The organism is Rathayibacter sp. AY1C2, from assembly GCF_002931195.1.
GTDB lineage: Bacteria > Actinomycetota > Actinomycetes > Actinomycetales > Microbacteriaceae > Rathayibacter.
In genome coordinates, this window is the sequence record NZ_PSWG01000023.1 from 16809 (window position 1) to 39944 (window position 23136).

Genomic DNA, 23136 nt, shown 5'->3' on the forward strand with positions numbered 1-23136 from the left:
CGGCGATCCGGGCGTCGGCGTCAGGCGTGGTTCACCTCGCCGACGGCGCTGTCGTCGTCGTCGCTCGGCGGGATGGTGCACAGGTGCTCGGCGACCAGGCCGGCCACCAGCAGGACGAGCGCACCCACGATGGTCGCGACGTCCTGCCACACGGAGCCTAGCGAAGGGATCGCACGGCTCAGCAGGTACACCAGGATGCCGCCGGAGGCTCCGAGCAGCAGAGCACCGACGTGGCTGGACGCCTTCGCCAGCACCACGACGCGCATCGCCCGGAACGGATCGATGGGCCGGCGCAGCGTGCCCTTCGTGGCGCGGTGGATCGGGACGGCGAAGCCGAGCACGAGAGCCGCGACCACGATCAGGGTCACCGGAACCGTCAGCGGCGGGATGAGCACGGGGCGGCCGGCGGCGGCGATCGCGAGGTCGAGGAGGAACCCCGCGACGGCCCCGGCGAGGCCGAGTCCGAGCAGGGTGCTGATGCGGGTGCGCCTCACGGGGTCCTGCTCTCGGGGTCGGCGGTGCTGCCGCGGGCGGAGTCGCGCCCCGGCCAGGTCAACCCGGCCGGGTGGTCGGTCACGCGGTCGGTCGCCCGTGCGCGCAGCTCGGCCACGGGTCCGGCTCCGGGAAGGACCGCCGCCGGCTCGGCGTCGAGCCAGGGCTCGAGCACGAAGGCCCGCTCGGCCGCCCGCGGGTGCGGGAGGGTCAGGTGCGGGTCGTCGCGGAGCACGCCGCCGACCGCGATCACGTCGATGTCGAGGGTCCGGTCGCCCCAGCGCTCCTCGCCCTCGCCGCGGATCCGGCCGCCGGCCGATTCGATCGCCGCCGTCGCCGCGAGCAGGTCGTCGGGCTCGAGGACGGTCGAGCCGGTCACGACCGCGTTGAGGTACCCGGGCGCGTCCTCGTCGACGCCCTCGGGCTTCCACGCGAGCGACTCGACGACCTTGGACACCGCCTCGATGCGCAGGCCCGGCGTCGTGGCGAGGGCCCGCAGCGCCTCCTCGAGGTGCGCCAGGCGGTCGCCGAGGTTGCTGCCGAGCGCGAGCACGACGTGGCGGACCGGGCGGACGCGCTCCTGCCGCGGCCTCACGAGCGGGTCCTCGTGATCTGCACGGCGACGTCCTCGAACGGCAGCGGGATCGGCGCGTCCGGCTTGTGGACGGTGATGCGGACGACGTCGGCGGCGGCGAAGCCCAGGGCGACCCGGGCGAGGCGCTCGGCCAGGGTCTCGATGAGGTCGACCGGGTCGCGGGTCACCGCGTCGGCCAGGGCGATCGCGAGCTCGCCGTAGTGCACCGTCTCGGCCAGCGCGTCGCCCTCGGCCGCCGGCGCGGTGTCGAGCCAGACCGTCGCGTCGATCACAAAGTCCTGGCCGTTCTCGCGCTCGAAGTCGAAGACGCCGTGGTGCGCGCGCACGCGCAGCCCGGTGAGGGTGATGGAGTCGCGCACGGCGAGGGCGGCGGGGTCGATCGCGGTCACGGGGTCTCCTCCTGAAGTCGGGCGGCGAGGGCCAGGGCGCGGGCGGACGAGCGGACGTCGTGGACCCGGACGCCCCAGGCGCCGTGCTCGGCGGCGACGAGGCTCAGCATGGCGGAGACCTCGTCGCGCTCGGCGGCCGGGGCGCCGGCGGGGGCGAACGGAGCGAGGAACCGCTTGCGCGAGTGGCCGACCAGGACCGGGAAGCCCAGCGAGACGATCGCGTCGAGCCCGGCCAGCAGCGCCCAGTCGTGCGCGCCGACCTTCGCGAAGCCGAGGCCCGGGTCGAGCAGGAGGCGGTCGTCCCGGATCCCGGCCTCACGGGCGGCGTCGACGCGGCGCTCGAGCTCGCCGCGGACGTCCGCCACCACGTCGCCGTAGGAGGCGAGAGCGGTCATGCCCGCGCTGTGCCCGCGCCAGTGCATCGCGATGTAGACGGCGCCGCGCTCGGCGACGAGCGCGAGCATCCGCGGATCGGCGAGGCCGCCGGAGACGTCGTTGACGACGACGGCGCCCGCGTCCAGGGCGGCCTCGGCCGTGGCGGCGCTCATCGTGTCGATGCTGACGCGCACCCCCTCCGCGGCGAGGGCGCGGACGACGGGCAGCACGCGGCCCTGCTCGGCGGCGGAGTCGACGCGCGCCGCACCGGGACGGGTGCTCTCGCCGCCGACGTCGACCAGGTCCGCGCCGAACGCGGCGGGTCCGTCCCCGGCGGGCCGGGTCAGGTCGAGGCCGTGGCGGACGGCGTCGTCGACGGACAGCCAGCGGCCGCCGTCGCTGAACGAGTCCGGAGTGACGTTGAGGATCCCCAGGAGCGCGGCGCGGCCGGTCGGCGTGAGGTCGGCGACGGTGGTGGCCACGTCACTCCCCCCGCGCGGCGCCGATCAGCGCGATGATCTCGGCGCGGGCGGCCGGGTCGGCGAGGGAGCCGCGGGCGGCGACCGTCACGGTCGAGCTCGCGGTCTGGCGCGGCCCGCGCATCCGCACGCAGCCGTGCTCGGCGTCGACCACGACGAGCACTCCCTCGGGAGCGAGGCCCTGCTCGAGCGCGTCGGCGATCTGCTCGGTCATCCGCTCCTGGATCTGCGGTCGCGACGCGACCGTCTCGACCACGCGCGGCAGCCGGCCGAGGCCGACGACCCGCTCGCGCGGCCGGTAGGCGATGTGCGCGACGCCGAGGAACGGCAGGAGGTGGTGCTCGCAGACGGAGCGGAAGGCGAGGTCGCGCACGATCACCGTCTGGTCGAGCGGCGACTCCTGGCCGCCCTCGACCACCGCGAACGTCTCGGTCAGCTGGGCCGCGGCGTCGTCGTCGAACCCGCCGAAGAACTCCTCGTACGCCTCGGCGAACCGCCGCGGCGTGTCGAGGAGTCCCTCGCGGCCCGGGTCGTCCCCGATGGCCGCGAGGATCTCGGCGACGGCCGCCTCGATGCGCGCCTTGTCGACGGGCACGCGCGCGCTACGCCGTCGCGGGGCGCGGGTTGATCAGCGGCGGGCGCTTCGGCGCGACCTCGTCGGCACCAGCGGAGGAGACTCCCCCGTCGGTCGCACCCGAGTCGATCGGCGCCTTGGCGACCGGGACCGCGATGGGCGGCAGGTCGGACAGGGGGCGCTTGTCGCTCGAGAGCCACTGCGGGCGCTCGTCGATGCGGCGGACGTCCTTGAAGATCTCGGCCAGCTGGTCGTGGTCGAGCGTCTCCTTCTCGAGCAGCTCCATCGCGAGGCGGTCGAGGATGTCGCGGTTGTCGTTGATGACCTGCCACGCCTCGTCGTGCGCCTGCTCGATGAGCTGGCGCGTCTCGGCGTCGACCGTCTCGGCGATCTGCTCGGAGTAGTCGCGCTGGTGGCCCATGTCGCGGCCGAGGAACATCTCGCCCGACGACTGGCCGAGCTTGACCGCTCCGACGTTCGCGGACATGCCGTAGTCGGTGACCATCTTGCGGGCGATGGAGGTCGCCTTCTCGATGTCGTTCGACGCTCCGGTGGTGGGGTCGTGGAAGACGATCTCCTCCGCGACGCGACCGCCCATCGCGTACGTGAGCTGGTCGAGGAGCTCGTTGCGGGTCGTGGAGTACTTGTCCTCCAGTGGGAGAACCATCGTGTAGCCGAGGGCGCGACCGCGCGGAAGGATCGTGACCTTGGTCACGGGGTCGGTGTGGCGCATCGCCGCCGCCGCCAGAGCGTGTCCGCCCTCGTGGTAGGCGGTGATCAGCTTCTCCTTGTCGCGCATGACCCGCGTGCGGCGCTGCGGCCCCGCGATGACGCGGTCGATGGCCTCGTCGAGCGCGCGGTTGTCGATCAGCTGCGCGTTGGAGCGGGCGGTGAGCAGCGCGGCCTCGTTGAGGACGTTGGCCAGGTCGGCGCCGGTGAAGCCCGGGGTCTTGCGGGCGACGACCTCGAGGTCGACTCCGCCGGCGAGCGGCTTGCCGCGGCCGTGGACCTCGAGGATCCGCTTGCGGCCGAGCAGGTCGGGGGCGTCGACGCCGATCTGGCGGTCGAAGCGGCCCGGACGCAGCAGTGCGGGGTCGAGGATGTCGGGGCGGTTCGTCGCCGCGATCAGGATGACGTTCGTCTTGACGTCGAAGCCGTCCATCTCGACCAGCAGCTGGTTGAGGGTCTGCTCGCGCTCGTCGTGACCGCCGCCCATCCCGGCGCCGCGGTGGCGGCCGACGGCGTCGATCTCATCGACGAAGATGATGGCCGGCGAGTTCTCCTTCGCCTGCTGGAAGAGATCGCGGACACGGCTCGCGCCGACGCCGACGAACATCTCGACGAAGTCCGATCCGGAGATGGAGTAGAAGGGGACGCCCGCCTCGCCCGCGACCGCGCGCGCCAGCAGGGTCTTGCCGGTGCCGGGAGGGCCGTAGAGCAGGACGCCCTTCGGGATGCGGGCGCCGACGGCCTGGAACTTCGCGGGCTCCTTGAGGAACTCCTTGATCTCGTGCAGCTCCTCGATCGCCTCGTCGGCGCCGGCGACATCGCCGAACGTGACCTTGGGCGACTCCTTCGAGACGAGCTTCGCCTTCGACTTGCCGAACTGCATGACGCGGTTGCCGCCGCCCTGCATGCCCGAGAGCATCAGCCAGAAGAACGCGCCGATCAGCAGGATGGGGAGCAGGAAGCCGAGAGCCGAGAGGAACCAGTTGGTCTGCGGGACCTCGTCGTTGTAGCCGGTGCTGCCGAGATCGGCCGCGGACACCGCGTCGACGACCTCCGCGCCCCGAGGGGCCACGTAGTAGAACTGCACCTGCGTGCCGTTGTCTCCGTCGGCCTGCTTGAGCGTGAGATCGACGCGCTGCTCGCCGTCCACGATCTTCGCCGAGTCGACCTTGCCGTCCTTCAGGAGGTCGAGACCCTCCTGCGTCGTGACCGGCCGGAAGCCGGACATGGTGATCAGCGAGGAGCCGATCCACACCGCGACGATCGCCAGGACGACGTAGAGGATGGGACCCCGGAAGATGCGCTTCACGTTCATGCTTGTTGCGGGTGCGACACCCGGCGCCTTTCTGACGAGGAGATTGTGCCTGCCAGGCTACCTCCCGCACTCTGAGCGCCGCCCACGCGTTCGCCGTGGGCCGAACGGCCGCGGGCTGTGTTGTCTGGCGGGGATGCGGCGGGCCGCATCCCCGCGCGCGGTCGGCTTCGCGACGGGTGCGTTCCGCAGAGCGGGTCTCGTCGGACTGCCGGGAAACGCTGACACGCGTTTCCCGGTCCGCGTCCTCTGCCTTGTGGGTGGAGGTCGCGGGGATCGGCGCTTCGGCGGTAGGGACGCGCCGCGAGAGCGCAGGAGTTGTCGCACTCGAGCTCGACAGCGACGACTACTGCGGTCTCGGAAAGGAGGCGAAGGTGTCCGAGAAGGACGCGCCGCGAGAACGCAGGAGTTGTCGCACTCGAGCTCGACAGCGACGACTACTGCGGTCTCGGGAGGGGCGAAGGTGTTCGAGCGGGGCGCGCCGCGAGAGCGCAGGAGTTGTCGCACTCGAGCTCGACAGCGACGACTACTGCGGTCTCGGAGGGGGCGAAGGTGTCCGGGCGGGGCGTGCCGCGACGAGGGGCAGCAGGCGCGGACGGATCGGGCCCGCACAGCCCGCGTCAGGCCGACTCGAGGAGGAGCTCCGGGTCGCGGAGGGCGGGCACGAGGCCACGGCGGCGGCGGGCGGCGGCCAGCACGGTCATGGCGAGCGCCCCGACCAGCCAGAGCACGAGCACCAGGACCGCGTGCGCGACTCCGATGCTGCCGCCGGCGATCAGCGAGCGGAACGCCTCCACCGTCCAGGTCAGCGGCAGCACTCCGTGGATCGCCTGGAAGAAGGCGGGAGCGGTCTCGACCGGGTAGGTGCCTCCGGCCGAGGACAGCTGCAGCACGATCATCAGCAGCGCCAGGAACCGGCCCGGGGCGTCCAGCAGCGCGATCAGCGCCTGGTTGATCGCCACGAAGGTGAGGCTCGTGAGCACGGCGATCCCGATCAGCCCGGGCAGGTTCGACGCCTCGACGCCCACTCCGAAGCGGATGACGAGCGCGGCCAGGACGCCCTGGGCGACCGCCATCAGCGCGCCGGGCAGGTAGCTGCGCAGCGCGATGACCCAGGCGGGCCGGCGCGCGGCGAGGAGGCGGGAGCTGAGCGGGGCGCTCATCAGGTAGAAGGCGAGCGCGCCGACCCAGAGCGCGAGCGCCATGAAGTAGGGGGCGAGGCCGTAGCCGTAGGACGGCACGCGGTTCATCCGCTCGGCGTCGATCCCGACCGGGGCGGCCGCGACGGTGCTGAGCTCCTGAGCCTGCTCGCCGGTGTAGGTGGGCACGTCGTCCGCGCCGTCCGAGAGCTTCGTGTCGAGGGTGCGCGATCCGGAGGCGAGCGAGTCGATCCCGTCGGCGAGGTCCTGCGAACCGGTGGCCGCGTCGGCCGAGCCGGTCGCGGCGGTCTCGGCGCCGTCCGCGAGGTCCGAGGCGCCCGTCGCGAGGGCGGCCGTCCCGGAGGCGAGGTCGGAGGCGCCGGCGGCCGCAGAGGCGATGCCGCTGGTGAGCGGGCCGACCGCGCCGGAGAGGGTGTCCACTCCGCCGGCGACCTGCGCGGCTCCGCCGTCGAGGGTCGCAGCTCCCTGGGCGAGGGCCTGCGCACCGGTCTGCAGCTTCTGGGCGCCGTCTGCGGCGGAGGTCGCCCCGGTGGACAGAGCGGCGGTGCCGGTCGCGAGGTCGGCGGCTCCGCCCGAGACCGTGGCGGCACCGGCGGCGAGCGCCGTCAGTCCGCTGCCGTCGTCGCCGACGAGCGCGGTCGCACCGGAGGCGAGCGTCTGCGCGCCCGCGTCCGCCGAGGCGGCTCCGCCCGCGAGAGCGGCCGCACCCTGCTCGAGGGCGGTCAGTTCGGCCACGCGCTGGGCGTCGGACAGCGAGTCGTACCGCGAGAGCAGGGAGGCGAGGCCGGAGTCGACGCCGGTCGCCCCGGTGGCGAGTTGCGGAGTGGCGGTCGCGAGCGCTCCCGCGCCGGTCGCGAGCTGCTGGGCTCCTGCGAGGGCCTTCCCCGCTCCGTCGGAGAGGGAGGCGGACCCGGTGGCCAGCGCCTCGGCGCCGGACGCCGCCGAGGCAGCGCCGTCCTTCAGGGTCGACGTCCCCGCGGCGAGGTCGGTGGCGCCCGAGGCGAGCGACGCCGCTCCGCCGTCGAGCTGCTGGGCGCCGTCGGCGACCGTGCGGGCTCCCGTGTCGAGCGCCGCCGCCTGGTCGGGCAGCTGCCCGGTCCCGCTCGCGATCCGCTGGAGTCCCGACGAGAGGTCGGACGCTCCGGAGGCCGCGCTCCCCGCGCCCGAGCGGAGGGAGTCGGCGCCGGTCGCCAGCTGCGCGGTGCCGTCCTGCAGCTGCGCGAGCCCGACGACCAGCTCGGAGGAGCCGGACGCGGCGGTCCCGGCGCCGTCCGCCAGCTGAGCGGCGCCGTCGGCCGCCTGCTCGAGGCTCGAGTGCACGTCGGTGAAGCCGAGGTAGATGTTCTCGAGGTAGGTCGCGCCGACCTTCTCCTCCAGCGTCTTCGTCACGGTGGTGCCGATGGTGGAGGCGATGTTGCCGACGATCAGGTTGGCCGCGTCGTTCGTCTCGATCGACAGCTTCGCCTGCACGGCCGCGGCGGGGTCGTCGCCGCCGACCGAGGCGACGTCGGCCGAGAAGCCGGCCGGCACCGTCAGCACGGCGAGGACGTCGCCGGAGGCGAGCTCGCGGGACGCCTCGTCGGCACCGGTCGCCGTCCAGGCGAAGTCCGAGCCGGAGGTGTCGGTGGTGAGCTGCTCGGTCAGGTCGTCGCCGAGGGCGAGCGCGGAGCCGTCCGAGGCGGTCGCGCCGGTGTCCTCGTTGACGATCGCGGCGGGCACCGTGTCGAGGTGGTGCGTGGGATCGAGGTTGGCCGAGGTCAGCAGTCCCGCATAGATCAGCGGGATGAGCGCGATCGCGGCGAAGACGACGACGAGGCGCGGGTTCACGGCGCGCAGGGCGCGGCGGAGCGGGGAGGTGGTCATGGTCCTTCTACTTCGTGGAGTGCAGGGCGGCGAGCCGCGGCGAGGCGACTCCGGTGACGAGGAGCTCGGCGATGTCGGCGGAGGCCGAGGCCGCGGGACGGCGGGCGTCGCCGTCGAGGAGCCAGCCGACGACCAGCCAGGTGGTGCCGGCGGCGAGGAGGACGGCGAAGCGCTCGACGCGGGCGTGGTCGCCGCCGCCCGATCCGCGCTCGGCGAGGGGCGAGAAGGCGAGGAGCCGCTGCGCGAGGAACGCGACGACCGACTCCTGCACGGCGCGGGCCGTGCCTCCGCTCAGCACGCGGCGGTAGAAGTCGGCGTGCACGAGCAGGCCCTCGAGGAGCCCGCGGACGATGCGGGGGACCGCGCCCTCCCAGTCGGCGGGGGCGGTGCCGGGAGCGACGTCGCCGAACAGCGCGTGCATCCGCTCCACCGCGGCGGCCTCGATCAGTGACGACACATCCCCGAAGTGCTGGTAGAACGTGGGGCGGCTGACGCCCGCGGCGCCGCAGAGCTCCGTGATGGAGGGCTGGTCGTCGCCCGGGCGGTCGAGGGCACTCGTGATCGCGGTGAGCAGGAGCTCGCGCGAGCGGGTGAGCCGCGGATCGGTCACGGGGTCCTTCTTCCCGGCGCGAGGAGCGCCTGCTTTACGTCCGTCAGATAACTTACAACCGTAAAGAAGAGTGCGCAAGCATCAGGAGGAGGGCGGCTCCGGGAGCAGCGTCGCGATGGCGGACGTATCGACGATCACCGAGTCGTGCGGAGTCAGTCCCGGGCTCCGCGGCGTCGGCACCGGCAGGCGCACGAGCAGGGCGCCCGGATCCACGCCGAAGCGCCCGGAGCGGGTGCGGCCGACCGGATCGCCGTCCAGCTCGGCGAGCACCGGCTGGTCCAGCTCGAACGAGAACTCGCGGCCGGGCCACTGCCGGAGCGAGGCGAGCCCGTTGCGGTTGCCGGTCGCCACGTCCAGCGCGAGGCCGAAGCGCCGACGCAGCAGCACCAGCTCCAGGTCGCCGTCGTCGAGCACGGCTCCGGCGGCCAGCTCGATGTTCGCGACCACGGAGCTGCAGTTGCAGGCCAGCACCATGAAGCAGCGCTGCGGAGGCTCCTCCGCGCCGTCGATCGTGAGGGTCACCTCGAATCCGGCCTTGAACATCGCCGGCGCCCCCGCCGCGAAGTAGGCGCCCCAGCCCACCCGCTTCTTCAGCTCCTCGTCCGTCTTGTCCATGATCTCGGCGTCCAGGCCCACCCCGCCCATCACCATGAACACCCGCTCCTCGCCGTCGTCGAACGCGGCCGTGCCCACGTCGATGGCGCGGTCCTGCCCGAGCAGGGCGATCTCGACCGCCTCGGGCAGCGAGCCGAGCGGGATCCCGAGGTTCCGCGCGAGGAGGTTGCCCGTGCCGCTGGGCAGCAGGCCGTAGGGGACGCCGGTCCCCCGCAGCACCGTGGCGACGGCGCGGACGGTGCCGTCGCCTCCCATCGAGCAGACCAGGTCCGGGCCCGCCTCGAGTGCGGCGCGGGCCGCGGCGGCACCGGAGTCGCCCGGGCTGGTCTCGAACCAGAGCGGCTCGTTCCAGCCGTGGCGGCGCGCGATCGTCGCGACCAGGTCCTCCGCGGCGCCGACGTCGTCGAACTTGCTCGGGTTGATCACGACGGCGACGGTGCGCTTCTCGGGTGCCTTCACCCCGTCAGTCTGACGGCACCGGCGACCGGTCCAGTCGCGCTGACGCCTCCAGGGCGAGCACGGCGCCGATCTCGGCCGAGAGCGTGGCGGGCAGCGACGGAGGCGCGTCCCAGCGGGGCCCGGCCAGCAGCACGCCGCGGCGGACGCTCGAGCTCTGCAGCGCGGCGACGCTGCCGGCGACGAAGCCGCGGAGGCGGGCGGCCACCGCGGGCGCGACTCCGCTCGTCGTGGCGAGGTCGACGAGGTGCCGGTAGGCGATGCCGCCGAACAGGGCACCGTCCCCCGATCCCTGGTCGACGAAGACGCCGTCGGGGGCGAGCCGGTCCAGCAGGTCCTCGGCCGTGCGGGAGGCGTGGGCGACCAGGCGGGGGTCGGGCCGCAGGCGGTGCAGGGCGAGCGCCGCGCCGATGTAGACGGCGTGGTTGTAGCTGAAGGCCCAGTCGTCGCGCGCGGAGCCTCCCTCGCGGCCGATGCCGTCTGCGACGAAGCCGGTGTCGTCGTCGCGGAGGCGCACGTGCATCCAGTCGAGGGCGGCGCGCGAGAGCTCCTCCCGGCCGTCGGGCCGCAGCCGCTCCAGGCGCACGCCGAGGATCGCGAACGGGCCGTTCGCGGGCGCGTTCTTGTAGTCCAGCTGCCGGCGGCGCCAGGCGAGGCTCGCCCCGTGGCGGAGGTTCCAGCCCTTCGCGACGGCGAAGCGCCACAGGCGGTCGGCCCGGTCGAGGAAGCGCGGGTCGCCCGAGGCCTCCCCGAGGCGGGCGAGCGCGCCACCGAGCCACATCATGTCGTCGAAGTAGCCGTTGACCAGGCGCCCGCCGTTGCGGAGGCGGATCGCGCGATGGATCCGCCGGGCCCGCTCCAGGTGCGCCTCGTCGCCCGTGCGCTCGAAGGCGTCGACGGCCGCGTCGATCGCGTGCGCGAGCCACCAGTAGTTGAACTCGAGGTCGGCCCGCAGCGAGGTCGGGTAGCTCATGTGGTAGCCCAGCAGGGGCACCGCGAAGAGCCGCTCGAGGCTCTCCTGCGCGGTGTCCGCGGCGCTACTCGTAGACGTGCGGGGCGAGGACGGCGACATCGCGCAGGTTGCGGTAGCGCTCGGCGTAGTCGAGCCCGTAGCCGATCACGAACTCGTTCGGGATGTCGAAGCCGACGTAGGCCACGTCGACCTCGACCTTGGCGGCCGCGGGCTTGCGGAACAGCGCGCAGATCTCGACGGACTCGGCGCCGCGGCTGCGGAGGTTGCCCTGCAGCCACGAGAGCGTGAGGCCGGAGTCGATGATGTCCTCGACGATCAGCACCTTGCGGTTCGTGATGTCGGAGTCGAGGTCCTTCAGGATCCGCACGACGCCGGAGGACTTGGTGCCGCTCCCGTAGGACGAGACGGCCATCCAGTCCATGACGATGTCGAGCTTGAGCTCGCGGGCCAGATCGGCCATCACCATCACGGCGCCGCGCAGCACCCCGACGATGAGCAGGTTCTCGCCCGCGTAGTCGCGCTCGATGGCGCGGGCCAGGTCGCGGATCCGCTCGTGGATCTCGGCCTCGGTGTAGAGGACCTCGGTGATGTCGTCGGCGATGTCGGCTGCTTCCACCCGGCCACTCTACGGGTGACCGGCCCCCGTCTCCCCTCCGCGAGTTTCCGCTCCGGTACACCTCCGCCGGCGAGTCGCGTGCCGGAGCGGCATCTCGCGGGGAGGGGTCGGGCGCCGCGCGGGGACCGGCGTCGCGGAAACGGGGTCAGGGGGCCGCGGGTGCGAAGACGAGGGTGGTGCCGCGGCGGGTGGCGAGGACGCCGGGGAGGTCGACGCCCTTCTGGCCGTGCCAGTCGGTGACGAGCGCGGCGACCGCCAGCGTCTGCGAGCGCGAGAGCGCGACTCCGAACTCGTTCGCCACGACCAGGCGGATGATCCGCTGCCGCAGCGCCGGCGGGTCCGCCGCGAGCCCGCGCGCGTCGACCGTGACGTGCCCCGCCTCGTCCTGGCCCACCAGCTCGAGCGCCCAGTCGAGGGCGAGCGCGTCGAGCGCGTCCCCGTCCTCCCGCAGCTGCTCGGCCGTGCGCGCCAGAGCCTGGGCCACTCCCGGCCCCAGCTCGTCCTCCAGCACGGGCAGCACGCGGTTCCGCACCCGGACCCGCGAGTAGCGGGGGTCGTCGTTGTGCGGGTCGTCCCACGGCACGAGCCCCTGGTCGGAGCAGGCGAGGCGGGTCGTCTCGCGCCGCAGGCCCAGAATCGGCCGACGCAGCGGCCCACTGACCGGCGCCATCCCGTGCAGCGAGGCCGCACCGGCTCCGCGGGCGAGCCCCAGCAGCACCGTCTCGGCCTGGTCGTCGAGGGTGTGGCCCAGGAGGATCGCGGCGGCGCCCGTCGCGGTCAGCGCGTCGTCGAAGGCGCGGTAGCGCGCGCTGCGGGCGGCCGCCTCCGGACCGCCCTCGGCGGACACCGTCACCACCTGGCGCAGCACCGGCGCGAGCCCCAGCGCGTGCGCCTGCTCCGCGGCCCGCCGCGCGACCTCCGCCGACGCCGCCTGCAGCCCGTGGTCGACGATCACCGCGCCGGCCCGCCTCCCGCCCCGCGGGGCCTCGAAGCCGACCGCCGCCGCGAGCGCGAGCGAGTCCGCTCCCCCGCTCAGCGCGACCAGCACGAGCGCTCCGGGGTCGAGCCCGTCGAGGCTCTCGCGCACCGCCCGCCGCAGATCGGCGACGGCGGGGGTCAGGCGGGGGCGATCGGGCACATCAAGTAACGTAATGCCAGCGATCCGCCCCTCCCGCGCGCGCACCCGCGCGAGCGTTCCGGAGGCCGATCCGTCCGCCGATGCGCCGCTCACGGCGCCACCGACTCAAGGAGAGAGCATGGCCGCATACGACGTCGTCGTCGAGATCCCCAAGGGGAGCCGCAACAAGTACGAGGTCGACCACGAGACCGGTCGCGTCTACCTCGACCGCGTGCTCTTCACCTCCTTCGTCTACCCGACGGACTACGGGTACTTCGAGAACACCCTCGGCCTCGACGGCGACCCCGTCGACGCGCTGGTACTGCTCGAGTACCCCGTCTTCCCGGGCGTGGGCGTCTCCGTCCGCCCGGTCGGCGTGCTCAACATGAGCGACGAGGCCGGCTCCGACGCGAAGGTGATCGTGGTCCCCGCGAAGGACCCGCGCTGGCAGCACATCCAGGACATCGGCGACGTCCCGGAGCAGACGAAGAACGAGATCAAGCACTTCTTCGAGCGCTACAAGGACCTCGAGCCCGGCAAGTGGGTCAAGGTCGACGCGTGGGGCGACGCCGCCGAGGCGGAGCAGATCGTCCAGGACGGCATCAAGAAGCTGGCCGAAGAGGGTCACTGACCCCTCGCACCAACGAAGGAACCCCCTCCCGTCGTCTCGACAGGAGGGGGTTCTCTCGTTGCGCGGTGCGGCCGCGGCTCAGGCGGCCGGGCGGCCGACCATGCCGGCGGGCGTGCCCCAGGTGTTCCAGATGCGCACGGGCTTGCCGTAGTCGGCGGCCTCGATGATCTGGTTGTTCCCGAGGTAGATGGCCACGTGGTAGTAGTCCCCGCCGCCACCCCAGAAGATCAGGTCGCCGCGCTGGCGCTGGCTGTAGGGGACGAGCTTGCCGGCGCCGGCCATGGTGTTGTACTGGTTCGTCGCCGAGTGGGTGCCGATGTAGATGCCCGAGGACGCGTACGAGGCCTTGGTGAGGCCCGAGCAGTCCCACTGGTCCGGGCCCATGCCGCCGAGGACGTACTCCTCGCCGAGCTGAGCCATCGCGTACGAGATCGCGTTCTCGACGGCGCCGCTGGTCGGCACCAGGACCGGAGCGGTCACCGGCTGCGGGAGCGGCTGAGCCGCCGGCTGGGCGACCGGCTGAGCAGCGGGCTGGGCCGGAGCAGGAGCCGGAGCCGGAGCCGGCTGCTGCTGCGCGGGCTGCGGAGCGGCGGGCTGCGGGAGGGACGCGGTCTGACGCGACGGGGCGGCGGCGTCGGCCTGCGCCGAGGACTGCTGCTGGGCGGAGCGGGCGGTGGACTGCGCCTGAGCGGCGGCCTCCGCCTCGGCCTGCGCCTGGGCGGCGGCCTCGTCGGCCTGGCGCTTCTGCTCGCCCGCGAGGTACTGGGTCTCGGCCTCGACCGAGGAGTCCTTCAGCAGCGCGAGCTGGGCGACCAGCTCCTGCGACTTCTCCTCCTGCGCCGAGAGCGACGCGCGGGCCGACTCGGCGGCGGCGTCGGCGTCCTTGCGGGCTGCGTCCGCCTCGTCCGAGAGCGCCTGGTGCTCGGTGACGGCGAGGTCGGCCTGGTCGCCGAGCGACTCCGCGTTCTGCTTGTCGGCGAGGGCGTCGGCGTAGACCTTCTGCGACTGCTCCGAGAGCTGCGACATCGCGCCGAGCTGGTAGAGCAGGTCGCCCGCGTCCTTGCCCTTGGCCACGAGGCTGGCGGAGAGGTCGCCACCGGCGGCGCGAGAGAGGTGCGCGGCCAGCAGGCCGGCGCGCATCTTCGAGGTCTGGGCCTTGGCGGAGGCGGTGGTCGCCTTCTCCTCGAGGTCGTCGACGGCCTTCGCAGCGGCGTCGAGCGCCTCCTTGGCCTGGCGCCAGGCCTCGGCCTTCTTCATCGCGGTGATCGACTTCTCGTCGACCGCGGTCTGCAGGCTCGCGATGAGGCCGGTGATCGAGTCGATCTCTGCCTGCTTGCTCGCCTCGTCCTTCTTGGCGTTCTGCACGTCGTCCCACGAGGGGTACTTCGCGTCGTCGGCGAGGGCCGGGGTGATGCCGAGGGACGCGGTGACCGCCGTGACCGCGAAGGCGGCGGAGATGACGAGCGGGAGGCGGCCCTTCCAGGCGCGCTCCCGGGGTGCCGGGGTGAAGGTGCGTGCGGTCGTCTGTGCGTCAGCCAAGGGTGACTCCTCGTTGGGCCATGAAAGGTTGGGCGTCGACGGCGGAGCCGTTGACGCGGGTCTCGAAGTGCAGGTGGCAGCCGGTGGAGGCGCCGGTCGAGCCGACGGCGGCGATCTGCTCGCCCGCCTGGACCTGCTGGCCGACGCGGACGTAGATCCCGCCGGACATGATGTGGGCGTAGCCGGTGCTGATGCCGCTGCCGTGGTCGATCAGAACCCAGTTGCCGTAGGTGCCGTTGGGGCCCGCGTAGGAGACGGTGCCGCTGTGCGCCGCGAAGATCGGGATGCCGCAGCCGCCCGCGAGGTCGGTGCCGCGGTGGTACGAGCCGGAGGATCCTCCGCCGGTCGAGATGCTGTCGCGCGGGCCGAAGGTGCCGGTGATGCGGCCTCCGGCAGGGCGGACCCAGCCGGAGTCGCTGACGGCGCTGGAGCCGCCGCCGCCCGAGGGGGCGACGTACCCGCCGCCGCCACCGCTGCCGCCGCTGGACGCGGCCGCGGCCCGGGCGGCCTCGCGGCGCGCGGCCTCGGCCTGGGCGGCGGCCTGGCGGGCGGCCTCCTCCTCGGCGAGCTTCCGGAGGCGCTCGGCCTCGCGGGCGGCGACGCCGGCCTCGTACTCGGCCACGGTCTTCGACTCGGTGTCGCGGAGCGCGGCGAGCTGCTGCTCGAGCACGACGCTCTGCTCCTGCTGCTCGGCGAGCGCGGCCTCGGACGCCTCCTGAGCGGCGGTCGCCTCGGCCAGCTTCTGCTCGGCGGCGACGCGGAGGCGCTCGCGCTCCGTCTGCGCGACCTCGGCCTGGTCGGCGAGGGACAACGCGGTGTTCCGGGCGGTGCTGGCCTGCTCGTAGATCGCGGAGGAGCGCTCGACCAGCTTGGTCATGCTCCCGATCTTCGACAGCAGCTGGTCGGCCTGGCCGGCCTTCTGGTCGAGGAAGATGTTGACGGACAGGTCGGTGCCGGTGCTGCGGTAGAGCTGCGCGGCGAGCAGGCCCGCCTGCTGCGAGGCCTTGTCGGCCTCCTCGGCGCTGGCGGCGGCCCGGTCCTCGAGCTTCTTCGACTGGTCCGAGGCCTCGTCGAACGCCTGCTGAGCGGCGAAGTGCTCGTCGCCGCGCTGCTGCGCGAGCTGCTGAGCGGAGGCGACCTCGCTCTGGAGGTCGCCGATCAGGGACGTGATCCGGTCGACCTGAGCGGCGGCGGCGGCGGTGTCGCCCTTCGCCGCCTCGACGTCGGCCCACGACGGGTACTCGACCGCCTGGGCGGGAGTGGCGACGAGCAGGCCGGCGACGAGCGCGACGACGGCGGAGGCCAGGGCAGCACCTCGGAGTCGCCCGAGTCGCGGCGCGCCGGGGAGGCGGGCGGGACGCGGACGGCGCAGGGAGTGGGGCATGGGACCTCGGGGATAGGGGGCCCTCCCTCCGCGGCGGTGCGGCTCCGGCGCGCGGGTGGGGGGAAGAGCGATTCCGCCCCACCCTAACCGCGGCTCTGCCCGATCTCCTAGACCCGGGTCAACCCCGGACGGGGTGCACGCCGCCTGCGGAACCGTCGATTTTGCATCCTGCGCCGCGGCCCCCTATGCTTGCGTGTCGGTAGTCATGGGGGGTCGGCCGCAGGGTCGCCCCGCGAGTCTCCGGCCCCATCGTTTAGTGGCCTAGGACACCGCCCTTTCACGGCGGCAGCACGGGTTCGAATCCCGTTGGGGTCACGGATGGGTCGGTACTACCAGCACCACCAGAAGTACCAGCACCACCGGAAAGTGCGCCGGCTCGAGAGGGTCGGGGCGTGAAAATAGAACAGCCTCGAAGGCAGTATGCTTGTCTTCGCAACGAGGCCCTGTAGCGCAGTTGGTTAGCGTGCCGCCCTGTCACGGCGGAGGTCGCGGGTTCAAGTCCCGTCAGGGTCGCAAAGAGGCCCTTCCGAGAGGAAGGGCCTTTTTCAGGAGATCACCTCTCCAGCGACATCACGTCGCAACGGCTCTGTAGCTCAGTTGGTAGAGCGCACGACTGAAAATCGTGAGGTCACGGGATCGACGCCCGTCGGAGCCACTGGAACCCTCGCCTAGCTTCTACATGGCGGGGGTTTCTTCGTACCCGGAGGTCCCCGCCGCCGCGATCCGCCGCACATCCCTCCCGTTCCGGCCCGCGCCGAGCAGTGACTGCGGCCCGGATCCCGTCCAGGCGGTCTGCGTAGGCTGGCCCGGCCATGCAACCCGACGCCTTCCCGCCGCCCGATCCCGCGACGCTCGCGCCCGACTCCGCTGCGGCGACGTCGTGGCCGGCCGAGCCCCTCCCCTCGGTCCACGCGCCCTACTCCTCCCTCCTCTACCTGCCCGATCCTCGGGTCCGCTGGGGCCTGCCGACCGCCGTGCTCACGATCGTCGGGATCGTCCTGCCGCTGGCCGTGCTCATCCTGCTGTTCGGGTTCGGCGTGCTCCCCTACTCCGCCGGACTCGCCTTCGCGGGGGCGCTCGCGAGCTATCTCGTCGCGCTGATCGTCCCGTTCGCGGCGTCTCGGCTGCGCGGGCTGGGCACGATGGCGGCCGACTTCGGGCTGCGGTTCCGCTGGATCGACGTGCCCATCGGGATCGGGCTCGGCATCGCAGTGCGCGTCGTGATCCTGTTCGTGCTCGCCGCGTTCGCTCCGCTCCTCCAGGACGCGCAGGGGAACCTCGACATCGACCCCGATCCGCTGTGGTTCGTGCTGAGCTCGGTCCTCATCCCCGTCGTCGTCGCGCCGCTGGTCGAGGAGGTCCTCTGCCGCGGCGTCGTGATGCGCGCGGTGCGGAACCGGATGCTCCGGGGCTCGGCGGAGTCGGCGCCGCCCACCCGCGGCCGCCGCGTCTGGGCGATGGTGTTCAGCATCCTGGCGTCCACGGCGGTCTTCGCCCTGCTGCACGGGCACCAGATGGTGAACCCGGCGACGATCGTGACGCTCGGCGTGACGACGGTCACCGCGGGACTCGCGCACGGCTGGATCGCGACGATCACCGGGCGGCTCGGAGCGGCGATCGTCTCGCACGCGACGCTGAACGGCTCCGCGGTGCTGCTGCTGGCGCTGCTGCCGCTGCTGACTCCGTAGGGGGATCTCGAGAGGCCCGCTGCGCGGGGTGCTCGATCGGCAGGAGTCGGGGCGGCCCGATCGCGGGCGTGGGGCGGCGCGTCAGACGTCGTAGGTGCGCGCGCCGGGCAGCGGGCCGCGGACCTGGCGGTGGAGGCGCTCCATGTCGGCGTCGAGGGTGGCGGCGGTGCGGGCCGCGTCGGCGAGGCCGTCGAGGAGCTCCTGCGGGACCTGGCGGTCGTACTTGTAGTAGATCTTGTGCTCCAGGCTCGCCCAGAAGTCCATCGCGATGGTCCGGAACTGCACCTCGACGCAGACGTCGACCGATCCGCCGGAGAGGAACACGGGCACCTCGACGATCGCGTGCAGGCTCTTGTAGCCGTTCTCCTTCGGCTCGGCGATGTAGTCCTTCACCTCGAGCACCGTCACGTCGGACTGCGAGGTGAGCAGGTCGAAGACGCGGTAGACGTCCGAGACGAAGCTGCAGGTGATCCGCACGCCGGCGATGTCGGTGATCGCGTCGGCGATGCCCTCGAAGGTCGTCTCGCAGCCCTTGCGCTCGATCTTCTCGATCAGGCTGTCGGCCGACTTGAGCCGGCTCGTGACGTGCTCGATCGGGTTGTACTCCTGCAGCTCGCGGAACTCCTCCTGCAGGATCGACACCTTCGTGACGATCTCGTCCATCCCGAACTTGTACTGGAGCATGAAGCGCGCGAAGTCGTCGCGCAGGGCGCGGATCTCGGCGACGGTGGTGGCGTCGAGCGCTTCGGCGACGGCATCCGTCAGCGGAGGGACGGCGTGCGCGGGTTCGGGGATGCGGGATTCCACAGTCGGACACCCTACGCGCGGAGTCGTTCGAGACCGGTGGGAGGCGCCCGGCCTAGCCTGGGAGCGTGATCACCGAGCCCCGCCCGCTGCGCTTCTGCGCGTTCGTCATGAACACCGCCTCCCACATCCAGCACGGCCTCTGGCGCCACCCCGACGCCCGGCAGCACGAGTTCGACGACGTGCAGCTCTGGATCGACCTCGCCCGGACGCTGGAGCGCGGCCGCTTCGACGCGATGTTCTTCGCCGACGTGGCGGGGCTCTACGGTCCGGCGGACGGCGACTGGGACGTCAACGCCCGCGAGGGGCTGCAGCTGCCCAGCAACGACCCGTCCGTGCTGCTCTCGGCCCTGGCGGTGAGCACCGAGCACCTCGGCTTCGCGTTCACGAGCTCGGTGCTGCAGTCGCATCCGTTCGACTTCGCCCGGAAGGTCTCGACCCTCGACCACCTCTCGAAGGGGCGGATCGCCTGGAACATCGTCACCAGCGCCCTCGACGGCGCGGCCCGCAACTTCGGCTACGACCGGCTCGAGGAGCACGACGAGCGCTACGCCTGGGCGCAGGAGTACCTCGACGTGGTCTACAAGCTGTGGGAGGGCTCGTGGGACGACGGTGCGCTCCTGCGCGACAAGAGCGGCTCCTTCGCCGACCCGGCGCGCATCCACCGCATCGACCACGTCGGGAAGCGCTACCGCGTGCAGGGGCCGCACCTCTCGGCTCCGTCGCCCCAGCGCACGCCCGTGCTCTTCCAGGCCGGCTCCTCCCCCGCGGGTCGGCGCTTCGCCGCGCGGAACGCGGAGGCGCAGTTCGTGTTCTCGGGGTCGCCGGAGAAGACCCGCGAGCTGATCGAGGACACGCGGGCCCTCGCCGCGGCGGCCGGTCGCGGAGCGGGTGCGCCCTCCTTCTACCTGGGGCTCTCCTTCATCACCGGCGACACGGAGGAGGAGGCGCGCCGCGCTGAGCGCGAGATCGACGAGTACCTCTCCTCCGACGCCTTCCTCGTGCACTCGAACCTCGGCTTCGACCCGGCGACGGGCGAGAAGCTCGACCCCGACCTGCCGCTCTCGGCGATCGAGACCTACGCCGGCCAGAGCCACCTGCAGTGGATCCGGGACGCCTCCCCCGACCGCGAGCCGACCGTCCGCGACCTGGCCCGGCTCTCGGCGAAGCTGCGCGGACGGGTCGTCGGCACTCCCGAGCAGATCGCCGACCACCTAGCGGGCTGGCGCGACGCGGGGATCGACGGGATCAATGTCGTCAACTGGATCCTGCCCGGCAGCTACGAGGAGTTCGTCGACCGGGTGATGCCGGTGCTCCAGGAGCGGGGCCTCGCGCAGACCGAGTACGCCGAGGGGACGCTGCGCCGCAAGCTGTTCGGGACGGACGAGCTGCCGGCGACGCACCCGGCGCGGGCGTACCGTGGGGCGTTCGCGGGCTGAGCCCTCGCGGGCCGGGCTCTGCGCGTCCACTGCCCCTGCACCGGCTGCCCGCCCCGCCCCGCGCTCTCCGCCGAGCTGGGGACGCGAGGGCGGGCGCGGCTCCGTAGCGTCGAGGGATGATCCAGACCTGGGGAGTCCTGACCGCGCTGTACGGAGTCGTCGTGACGGCGGTCGCGGTGCTCGCGATCGTCCTGCTGGTGCTGCTGTGCCGCCTGGTGCTCGCCGCGCGCGAGAACCTGCAGACCTCGACGAGGCTGCGCGAGCTGCAGATCGAGCGGATGCTGCTCGAGGACGAGTAGCGGACGCGCGACGCCGGCCGCGATCAGGTCCTCGGCGAGGAGCAGTCGCGGCCGACGACGCGCGGTCCGGTCAGGGCAGAGCGGGTCGCGCCTCCGGGCGGGGCGCCCGCGGGATGAGCAGGCCGAGGGCGACGGCGACCAGCGCTCCGATCGCGCCGATCACGAACGTGGTCTCGAAGCCCTGCGAGCTCGGCAGCTGCACGTCGCCGACGGACACGGTCAGCTGCGCGAGCACGCCCGCGGTCACGGCGGAGGAGAGCGTCGTGCCGAGGGTGCGCATCAGCGAGTTCAGCCCGTTCGCGGCGGCGGTCTCCGAGGCGGGGACGGCGTGCATGATGAGCGTCGGCATCGCGGCGTAGGCGAGGCCCAGCCCGACGCCGATGAGGGCGTTGATCACCAGGATCTGCCACACCTCGCCGCCGAACGGGAGGATCAGCAGGTACGAGACCGCGATCAGCCCGGAGCCGGCGATCAGCACGAGCCGCGGCCCGGACTGCGCCGAGAGGCGGGCGGCGAGCGGGGACGTCGCCATCATCGCCAGGCCCGAGGGCGCGAGCACGAGGCTCGCCACGATCAGGCTCAGGCCGAAGCCGACGCCGGACGCGGTCGGCAGCTCGAGGCGCTGCGGCAGCGTGATCTGGGCGCCGAAGAACGCGAAGCCGACCGCCACCGAGGCGAGGTTGGTGAAGAGGACGGCGGGGCGGGCGGCCACCCGGAGGTCGACGAGCGGGCTCTCCTGCCGCAGCTCGTACCAGCCCCAGAGGAGCAGGACGGCGATGCCGCCGAGGCCGGAGCCGAGGATCGCGGGGCTCGTCCAGCCGGAGTCGTTGCCGCGCGAGACGGCGATCAGCACGCCGCTCAGTCCGAGGGCGAGGCCGATCGTGCCGACCACGTCGAAGGTGCCGGCCGAGCGCAGCGTCGACACCGGCACGACCAGGAGGACGAGGACGATGTCGAGGACGCCGAGGCCTGCGGACATCCAGAACAGGACGTGCCAGTCGGTGTTCTGCGCGATGAGGGCGCTGAGCGGCAGGCCGAGCGCGCCGCCGATGCCGAGGGTCGCGCTGACCAGGGCGATCGCGCCGGGGAGCCGGTCGCGGTGGAGGGTGTCGCGGAGGATCGAGATGCCGAGCGGGATGACGCCCATCACCGCGCCCTGGAGGGCCCGGCCCACGACCAGCGTCCACACGTCGCCCGCGAAGGCGCAGACGATCGAGCCGATCACGAGCACGACCAGCGCGGCCACGGCCATCCGCCGCTTGCCGTAGAGGTCGCCGAGGCGGCCGGAGACCGGGGTGAGGATGCAGGCGCTCAGCAGCGTCGCGGTGATCACCCACGCGGTCTCGGTGCGGTCGGCGCCGAGCAGCGTCGGCAGCTCGGACTGGATCGGGACGACCAGCGTCTGCATGAAGGAGGCGCTCATCCCCGCGAAGGCGAGGACGGCGGTGATGAGGCGCGGGTCCGGCGAGCGGGTCAGGGAGCGTCTGTCGGAGTCGGGCACGGCTGTCCTTCGTGTCGGCGGCGGACGCGCACCCGGACCGCGGCGGCGGGCGGGCCGTCGTCGGCGGGATCGTATCGCTCGGCTCTGCTTTCGACCGGCTCGGGGCTCAACATCGCGGGCCGCCGCTTTGTTCCCTCCTCCTCCTTCCCGCGCGCGTCGGGCAGGACGAGGATGGGCGGATGATCGACATCGAGAGCTGGATCGCCGGCTACGAGAAGGCCTGGGCCACGGACGACGCGGCAGACGTGGCCGCACTGTTCACCGAGGACGCCGAGTACTTCACGGCGCCGCACCGCGACGCGATCACTCCGCGCGACGCGATCGTCGAGTGGTGGCGGGCGGAGGAGGAGCCCGCCGACCCGACGTTCGCGTGGGGCCTGGTCGCGCTGACGGAGGAGACCGCCGTGGTGGAGGCGCGCACCGTCTACCCGGGCGACCGCACCTACCTGAACCTCTGGGTCATCCGCTTCGCCCCCGACGGGCGGGCGCGCTCGTTCACCGAGTGGTACATGGAGGAGCCGGCCGACTCCGTGTCCTGACCCGCGGGAGTCCGCAGGCAGCGGCGAGGAGCCCTCAGCGGCGCCCGGTCAGAGCTGCGCGGCCGCGAAGGTGTCGCAGCTGGTGGCGTCGCCCTCGAAGCCGGCCTGGAACCAGCGCTGGCGCTGCTCGGCCGAGCCGTGCGTCCACCCCTCCGGATCGACGGTGCCGGTGGCCTGCTCCTGGATGCGGTCGTCGCCGACGGCTGCCGCGGCGCCGAGCGCGTCCTGGTACTCCTGCGCCGTCACCGGCTTGAGGTAGGGCGTGCCGGTCTCGTCGGGCACCGTCGAGGCGTCGCCCACCCAGGCTCCGGCGAAGCAGTCGGCCTGCAGCTCGAGGCGCACCGAGTCCGACTCGGGACCGGTGCCGGAGCGGTCCGCCGACTCCATCGCGCCGGTCAGGTTCTGGATGTGGTGGCCCCACTCGTGGGCGAGGATGTACATCTGCGCGAGCGATCCGCCCGAGGTGTCGAACCGGGTGCGCAGCTCGTCGAAGAAGTCGGTGTCGAGGTAGATCGTCCGGTCCGGCGGGCAGTAGAACGGGCCGACCGCGGCGGTCGCGCTCCCGCAGCCGGTGGTGGTGCTGTCCTCGAACAGGTCGACGCCGGTCGGGGTCGTGTAGGCGACTCCGAGGGTCGGCGTCTGCTCGCCCCAGTAGCGGTCGAGCGACTCGGCCGCACCCTCGAGGCGGCAGTCGACCTGCGTGTTCGCGTCGGCGCCGCTGTCGCAGGCCACCGCGGTGGAGGTGACGCCCTCCGGCGAGGACCCGCCTCCGCCGAACACCTCGCCGAGGCCCGAGAGGTTCACGCCGAGCAGCTGCGAGAGCAGCGCGAGCACGACCACGCCCACCGCGCCCCCGCCGACGGCGATGCCGGTGGTGCGGCCGCGACGGCGGACCTTGCCGCCGCTGAGCTGGGAGTCGTCGTTGAAGGTCATGCCGACGAAGCTAGCGCTCCGCGG

General features: G+C 73.0%; 22 protein-coding genes and 3 tRNA genes. 8 read left to right on the forward strand and 17 right to left on the reverse strand.

Going from position 1 to position 23136, the window contains the following annotated elements:
• Positions 1-20: 20 nt before the first annotated feature.
• The 12 genes from C5C55_RS13840 to tilS form a co-directional block, all read right to left on the reverse strand.
• On the reverse strand, positions 21-494 hold the full coding sequence (locus tag C5C55_RS13840; protein ID WP_104234303.1) for a DUF3180 domain-containing protein: 474 nt from the start codon (positions 492-494) through the stop codon (positions 21-23).
• Entirely contained in the window at positions 491-1087 is a 597-nt protein-coding gene (gene folK, locus C5C55_RS13845; protein ID WP_104234304.1) for a 2-amino-4-hydroxy-6-hydroxymethyldihydropteridine diphosphokinase, read from the reverse strand. The genes C5C55_RS13840 and folK overlap by 4 nt, the downstream gene beginning before the upstream one ends.
• Complete coding sequence (gene folB, locus C5C55_RS13850; RefSeq protein ID WP_104347803.1) at positions 1084-1476, reverse strand: dihydroneopterin aldolase; 393 nt, start codon at positions 1474-1476, stop codon at positions 1084-1086. The genes folK and folB overlap by 4 nt, the downstream gene beginning before the upstream one ends.
• Positions 1473-2333, reverse strand: coding sequence for a dihydropteroate synthase (folP, locus tag C5C55_RS13855; protein WP_258065481.1), 861 nt, complete (start codon positions 2331-2333; stop codon positions 1473-1475). The genes folB and folP overlap by 4 nt, the downstream gene beginning before the upstream one ends.
• A 1-nt stretch (position 2334) precedes the next feature.
• Positions 2335-2925, reverse strand: a complete 591-nt coding sequence (gene folE / locus C5C55_RS13860) for a GTP cyclohydrolase I FolE (RefSeq protein WP_104224103.1) — start codon at positions 2923-2925, stop codon at positions 2335-2337.
• Positions 2926-2932: 7 nt separating this feature from the next.
• A complete protein-coding gene (gene ftsH, locus C5C55_RS13865) occupies positions 2933-4948 on the reverse strand; it encodes an ATP-dependent zinc metalloprotease FtsH (protein ID WP_104224104.1) in 2016 nt (671 codons plus the stop codon).
• Positions 4949-5565: 617 nt separating this feature from the next.
• Entirely contained in the window at positions 5566-7968 is a 2403-nt protein-coding gene (locus tag C5C55_RS13870) for a YhgE/Pip domain-containing protein (RefSeq protein WP_104234305.1), read from the reverse strand.
• A 7-nt stretch (positions 7969-7975) separates the two neighbouring features.
• On the reverse strand, positions 7976-8578 hold the full coding sequence (locus C5C55_RS13875; protein ID WP_104234306.1) for a TetR/AcrR family transcriptional regulator: 603 nt from the start codon (positions 8576-8578) through the stop codon (positions 7976-7978).
• 81 nt (positions 8579-8659) lie between these two features.
• Complete coding sequence (locus tag C5C55_RS13880; RefSeq protein WP_104234307.1) at positions 8660-9652, reverse strand: diacylglycerol kinase family protein; 993 nt, start codon at positions 9650-9652, stop codon at positions 8660-8662.
• A 4-nt stretch (positions 9653-9656) separates the two neighbouring features.
• A complete protein-coding gene (locus C5C55_RS13885; protein ID WP_104234308.1) occupies positions 9657-10721 on the reverse strand; it encodes a glycoside hydrolase family 76 protein in 1065 nt (354 codons plus the stop codon).
• A complete protein-coding gene (gene hpt, locus C5C55_RS13890) occupies positions 10687-11238 on the reverse strand; it encodes a hypoxanthine phosphoribosyltransferase (protein WP_104224109.1) in 552 nt (183 codons plus the stop codon). The genes C5C55_RS13885 and hpt overlap by 35 nt, the downstream gene beginning before the upstream one ends.
• Positions 11239-11383: 145 nt before the next feature.
• Complete coding sequence (tilS, locus tag C5C55_RS13895) at positions 11384-12376, reverse strand: tRNA lysidine(34) synthetase TilS (protein WP_104234309.1); 993 nt, start codon at positions 12374-12376, stop codon at positions 11384-11386.
• A 118-nt stretch (positions 12377-12494) separates the two neighbouring features.
• Between tilS and ppa the strand changes: the two genes are divergently transcribed.
• Complete coding sequence (ppa, locus tag C5C55_RS13900) at positions 12495-12986, forward strand: inorganic diphosphatase (RefSeq protein ID WP_068255683.1); 492 nt, start codon at positions 12495-12497, stop codon at positions 12984-12986.
• Between the two features lie 78 nt (positions 12987-13064).
• Here the strand turns inward: ppa and C5C55_RS13905 are convergent, their stop codons facing one another.
• Together C5C55_RS13905 and C5C55_RS13910 are read right to left on the reverse strand one after the other, a co-directional pair.
• Complete coding sequence (locus C5C55_RS13905) at positions 13065-14525, reverse strand: NlpC/P60 family protein (protein ID WP_104234310.1); 1461 nt, start codon at positions 14523-14525, stop codon at positions 13065-13067.
• A complete protein-coding gene (locus C5C55_RS13910) occupies positions 14518-15909 on the reverse strand; it encodes a peptidoglycan DD-metalloendopeptidase family protein (RefSeq protein WP_104234311.1) in 1392 nt (463 codons plus the stop codon). Before C5C55_RS13910 ends, C5C55_RS13905 begins: the two co-directional genes overlap by 8 nt.
• A gap of 242 nt (positions 15910-16151) precedes the next feature.
• Here C5C55_RS13910 and C5C55_RS13915 point away from each other — a divergent pair.
• From C5C55_RS13915 to C5C55_RS13930, 4 genes are all read left to right on the forward strand, one after another.
• A tRNA-Glu gene (locus C5C55_RS13915) sits at positions 16152-16224 on the forward strand.
• A 124-nt stretch (positions 16225-16348) separates the two neighbouring features.
• A tRNA-Asp gene (locus tag C5C55_RS13920) sits at positions 16349-16422 on the forward strand.
• 69 nt (positions 16423-16491) lie between these two features.
• Positions 16492-16564, forward strand: a tRNA-Phe gene (locus C5C55_RS13925).
• A 157-nt stretch (positions 16565-16721) separates the two neighbouring features.
• A complete protein-coding gene (locus C5C55_RS13930) occupies positions 16722-17597 on the forward strand; it encodes a CPBP family intramembrane glutamic endopeptidase (RefSeq protein WP_104234312.1) in 876 nt (291 codons plus the stop codon).
• 81 nt (positions 17598-17678) lie between these two features.
• Here the strand turns inward: C5C55_RS13930 and C5C55_RS13935 are convergent, their stop codons facing one another.
• On the reverse strand, positions 17679-18281 hold the full coding sequence (locus tag C5C55_RS13935; protein WP_104234325.1) for a GTP pyrophosphokinase family protein: 603 nt from the start codon (positions 18279-18281) through the stop codon (positions 17679-17681).
• A 230-nt stretch (positions 18282-18511) separates the two neighbouring features.
• Between C5C55_RS13935 and C5C55_RS13940 the strand changes: the two genes are divergently transcribed.
• Together C5C55_RS13940 and C5C55_RS13945 are read left to right on the forward strand one after the other, a co-directional pair.
• On the forward strand, positions 18512-19840 hold the full coding sequence (locus tag C5C55_RS13940) for an NtaA/DmoA family FMN-dependent monooxygenase (protein ID WP_374953130.1): 1329 nt from the start codon (positions 18512-18514) through the stop codon (positions 19838-19840).
• Positions 19841-19956: 116 nt separating this feature from the next.
• Positions 19957-20139: a hypothetical protein gene (locus C5C55_RS13945; protein WP_104234313.1), complete on the forward strand. Its 183-nt coding sequence runs from the start codon at positions 19957-19959 to the stop codon at positions 20137-20139.
• A gap of 70 nt (positions 20140-20209) precedes the next feature.
• On the opposite strand, the gene C5C55_RS13950 is transcribed toward C5C55_RS13945, so the two are convergent.
• Positions 20210-21640, reverse strand: a complete 1431-nt coding sequence (locus tag C5C55_RS13950) for an MFS transporter (RefSeq protein WP_258059764.1) — start codon at positions 21638-21640, stop codon at positions 20210-20212.
• Positions 21641-21819: 179 nt separating this feature from the next.
• Here C5C55_RS13950 and C5C55_RS13955 point away from each other — a divergent pair, with 179 nt between their 5' ends.
• The gene (locus tag C5C55_RS13955) at positions 21820-22179 is read left to right on the forward strand and encodes a nuclear transport factor 2 family protein (protein WP_104234314.1); all 360 of its coding nucleotides are present in this window, start codon (positions 21820-21822) and stop codon (positions 22177-22179) included.
• A 48-nt stretch (positions 22180-22227) separates the two neighbouring features.
• Here C5C55_RS13955 and C5C55_RS13960 read toward each other — a convergent pair whose 3' ends face one another.
• Positions 22228-23112: a neutral zinc metallopeptidase gene (locus C5C55_RS13960; RefSeq protein ID WP_104224400.1), complete on the reverse strand. Its 885-nt coding sequence runs from the start codon at positions 23110-23112 to the stop codon at positions 22228-22230.
• Positions 23113-23136 lie beyond the last annotated feature (24 nt).

Bases quoted from the DNA above. Each gene is read 5' to 3' on its own strand.
- ftsH (WP_104224104.1), bottom strand. From the start codon at position 4,948: ATGAACGTGAAGCGCATCTTCCGGGGTCCCATCCTCTACGTCGTCCTG.
- C5C55_RS13870 (WP_104234305.1), bottom strand. From the start codon at position 7,968: ATGACCACCTCCCCGCTCCGCCGCGCCCTGCGCGCCGTGAACCCGCGC.
- C5C55_RS13885 (WP_104234308.1), bottom strand. From the start codon at position 10,721: ATGTCGCCGTCCTCGCCCCGCACGTCTACGAGTAGCGCCGCGGACACC.
- ppa (WP_068255683.1), top strand. From the start codon at position 12,495: ATGGCCGCATACGACGTCGTCGTCGAGATCCCCAAGGGGAGCCGCAAC.
- C5C55_RS13910 (WP_104234311.1), bottom strand. From the start codon at position 15,909: ATGCCCCACTCCCTGCGCCGTCCGCGTCCCGCCCGCCTCCCCGGCGCG.
- C5C55_RS13930 (WP_104234312.1), top strand. From the start codon at position 16,722: ATGCAACCCGACGCCTTCCCGCCGCCCGATCCCGCGACGCTCGCGCCC.
- C5C55_RS13935 (WP_104234325.1), bottom strand. From the start codon at position 18,281: ATGCTCCAGTACAAGTTCGGGATGGACGAGATCGTCACGAAGGTGTCG.
- C5C55_RS13940 (WP_374953130.1), top strand. From the start codon at position 18,512: ATGAACACCGCCTCCCACATCCAGCACGGCCTCTGGCGCCACCCCGAC.
- C5C55_RS13945 (WP_104234313.1), top strand. From the start codon at position 19,957: ATGATCCAGACCTGGGGAGTCCTGACCGCGCTGTACGGAGTCGTCGTG.
- C5C55_RS13955 (WP_104234314.1), top strand. From the start codon at position 21,820: ATGATCGACATCGAGAGCTGGATCGCCGGCTACGAGAAGGCCTGGGCC.
- C5C55_RS13960 (WP_104224400.1), bottom strand. From the start codon at position 23,112: ATGACCTTCAACGACGACTCCCAGCTCAGCGGCGGCAAGGTCCGCCGT.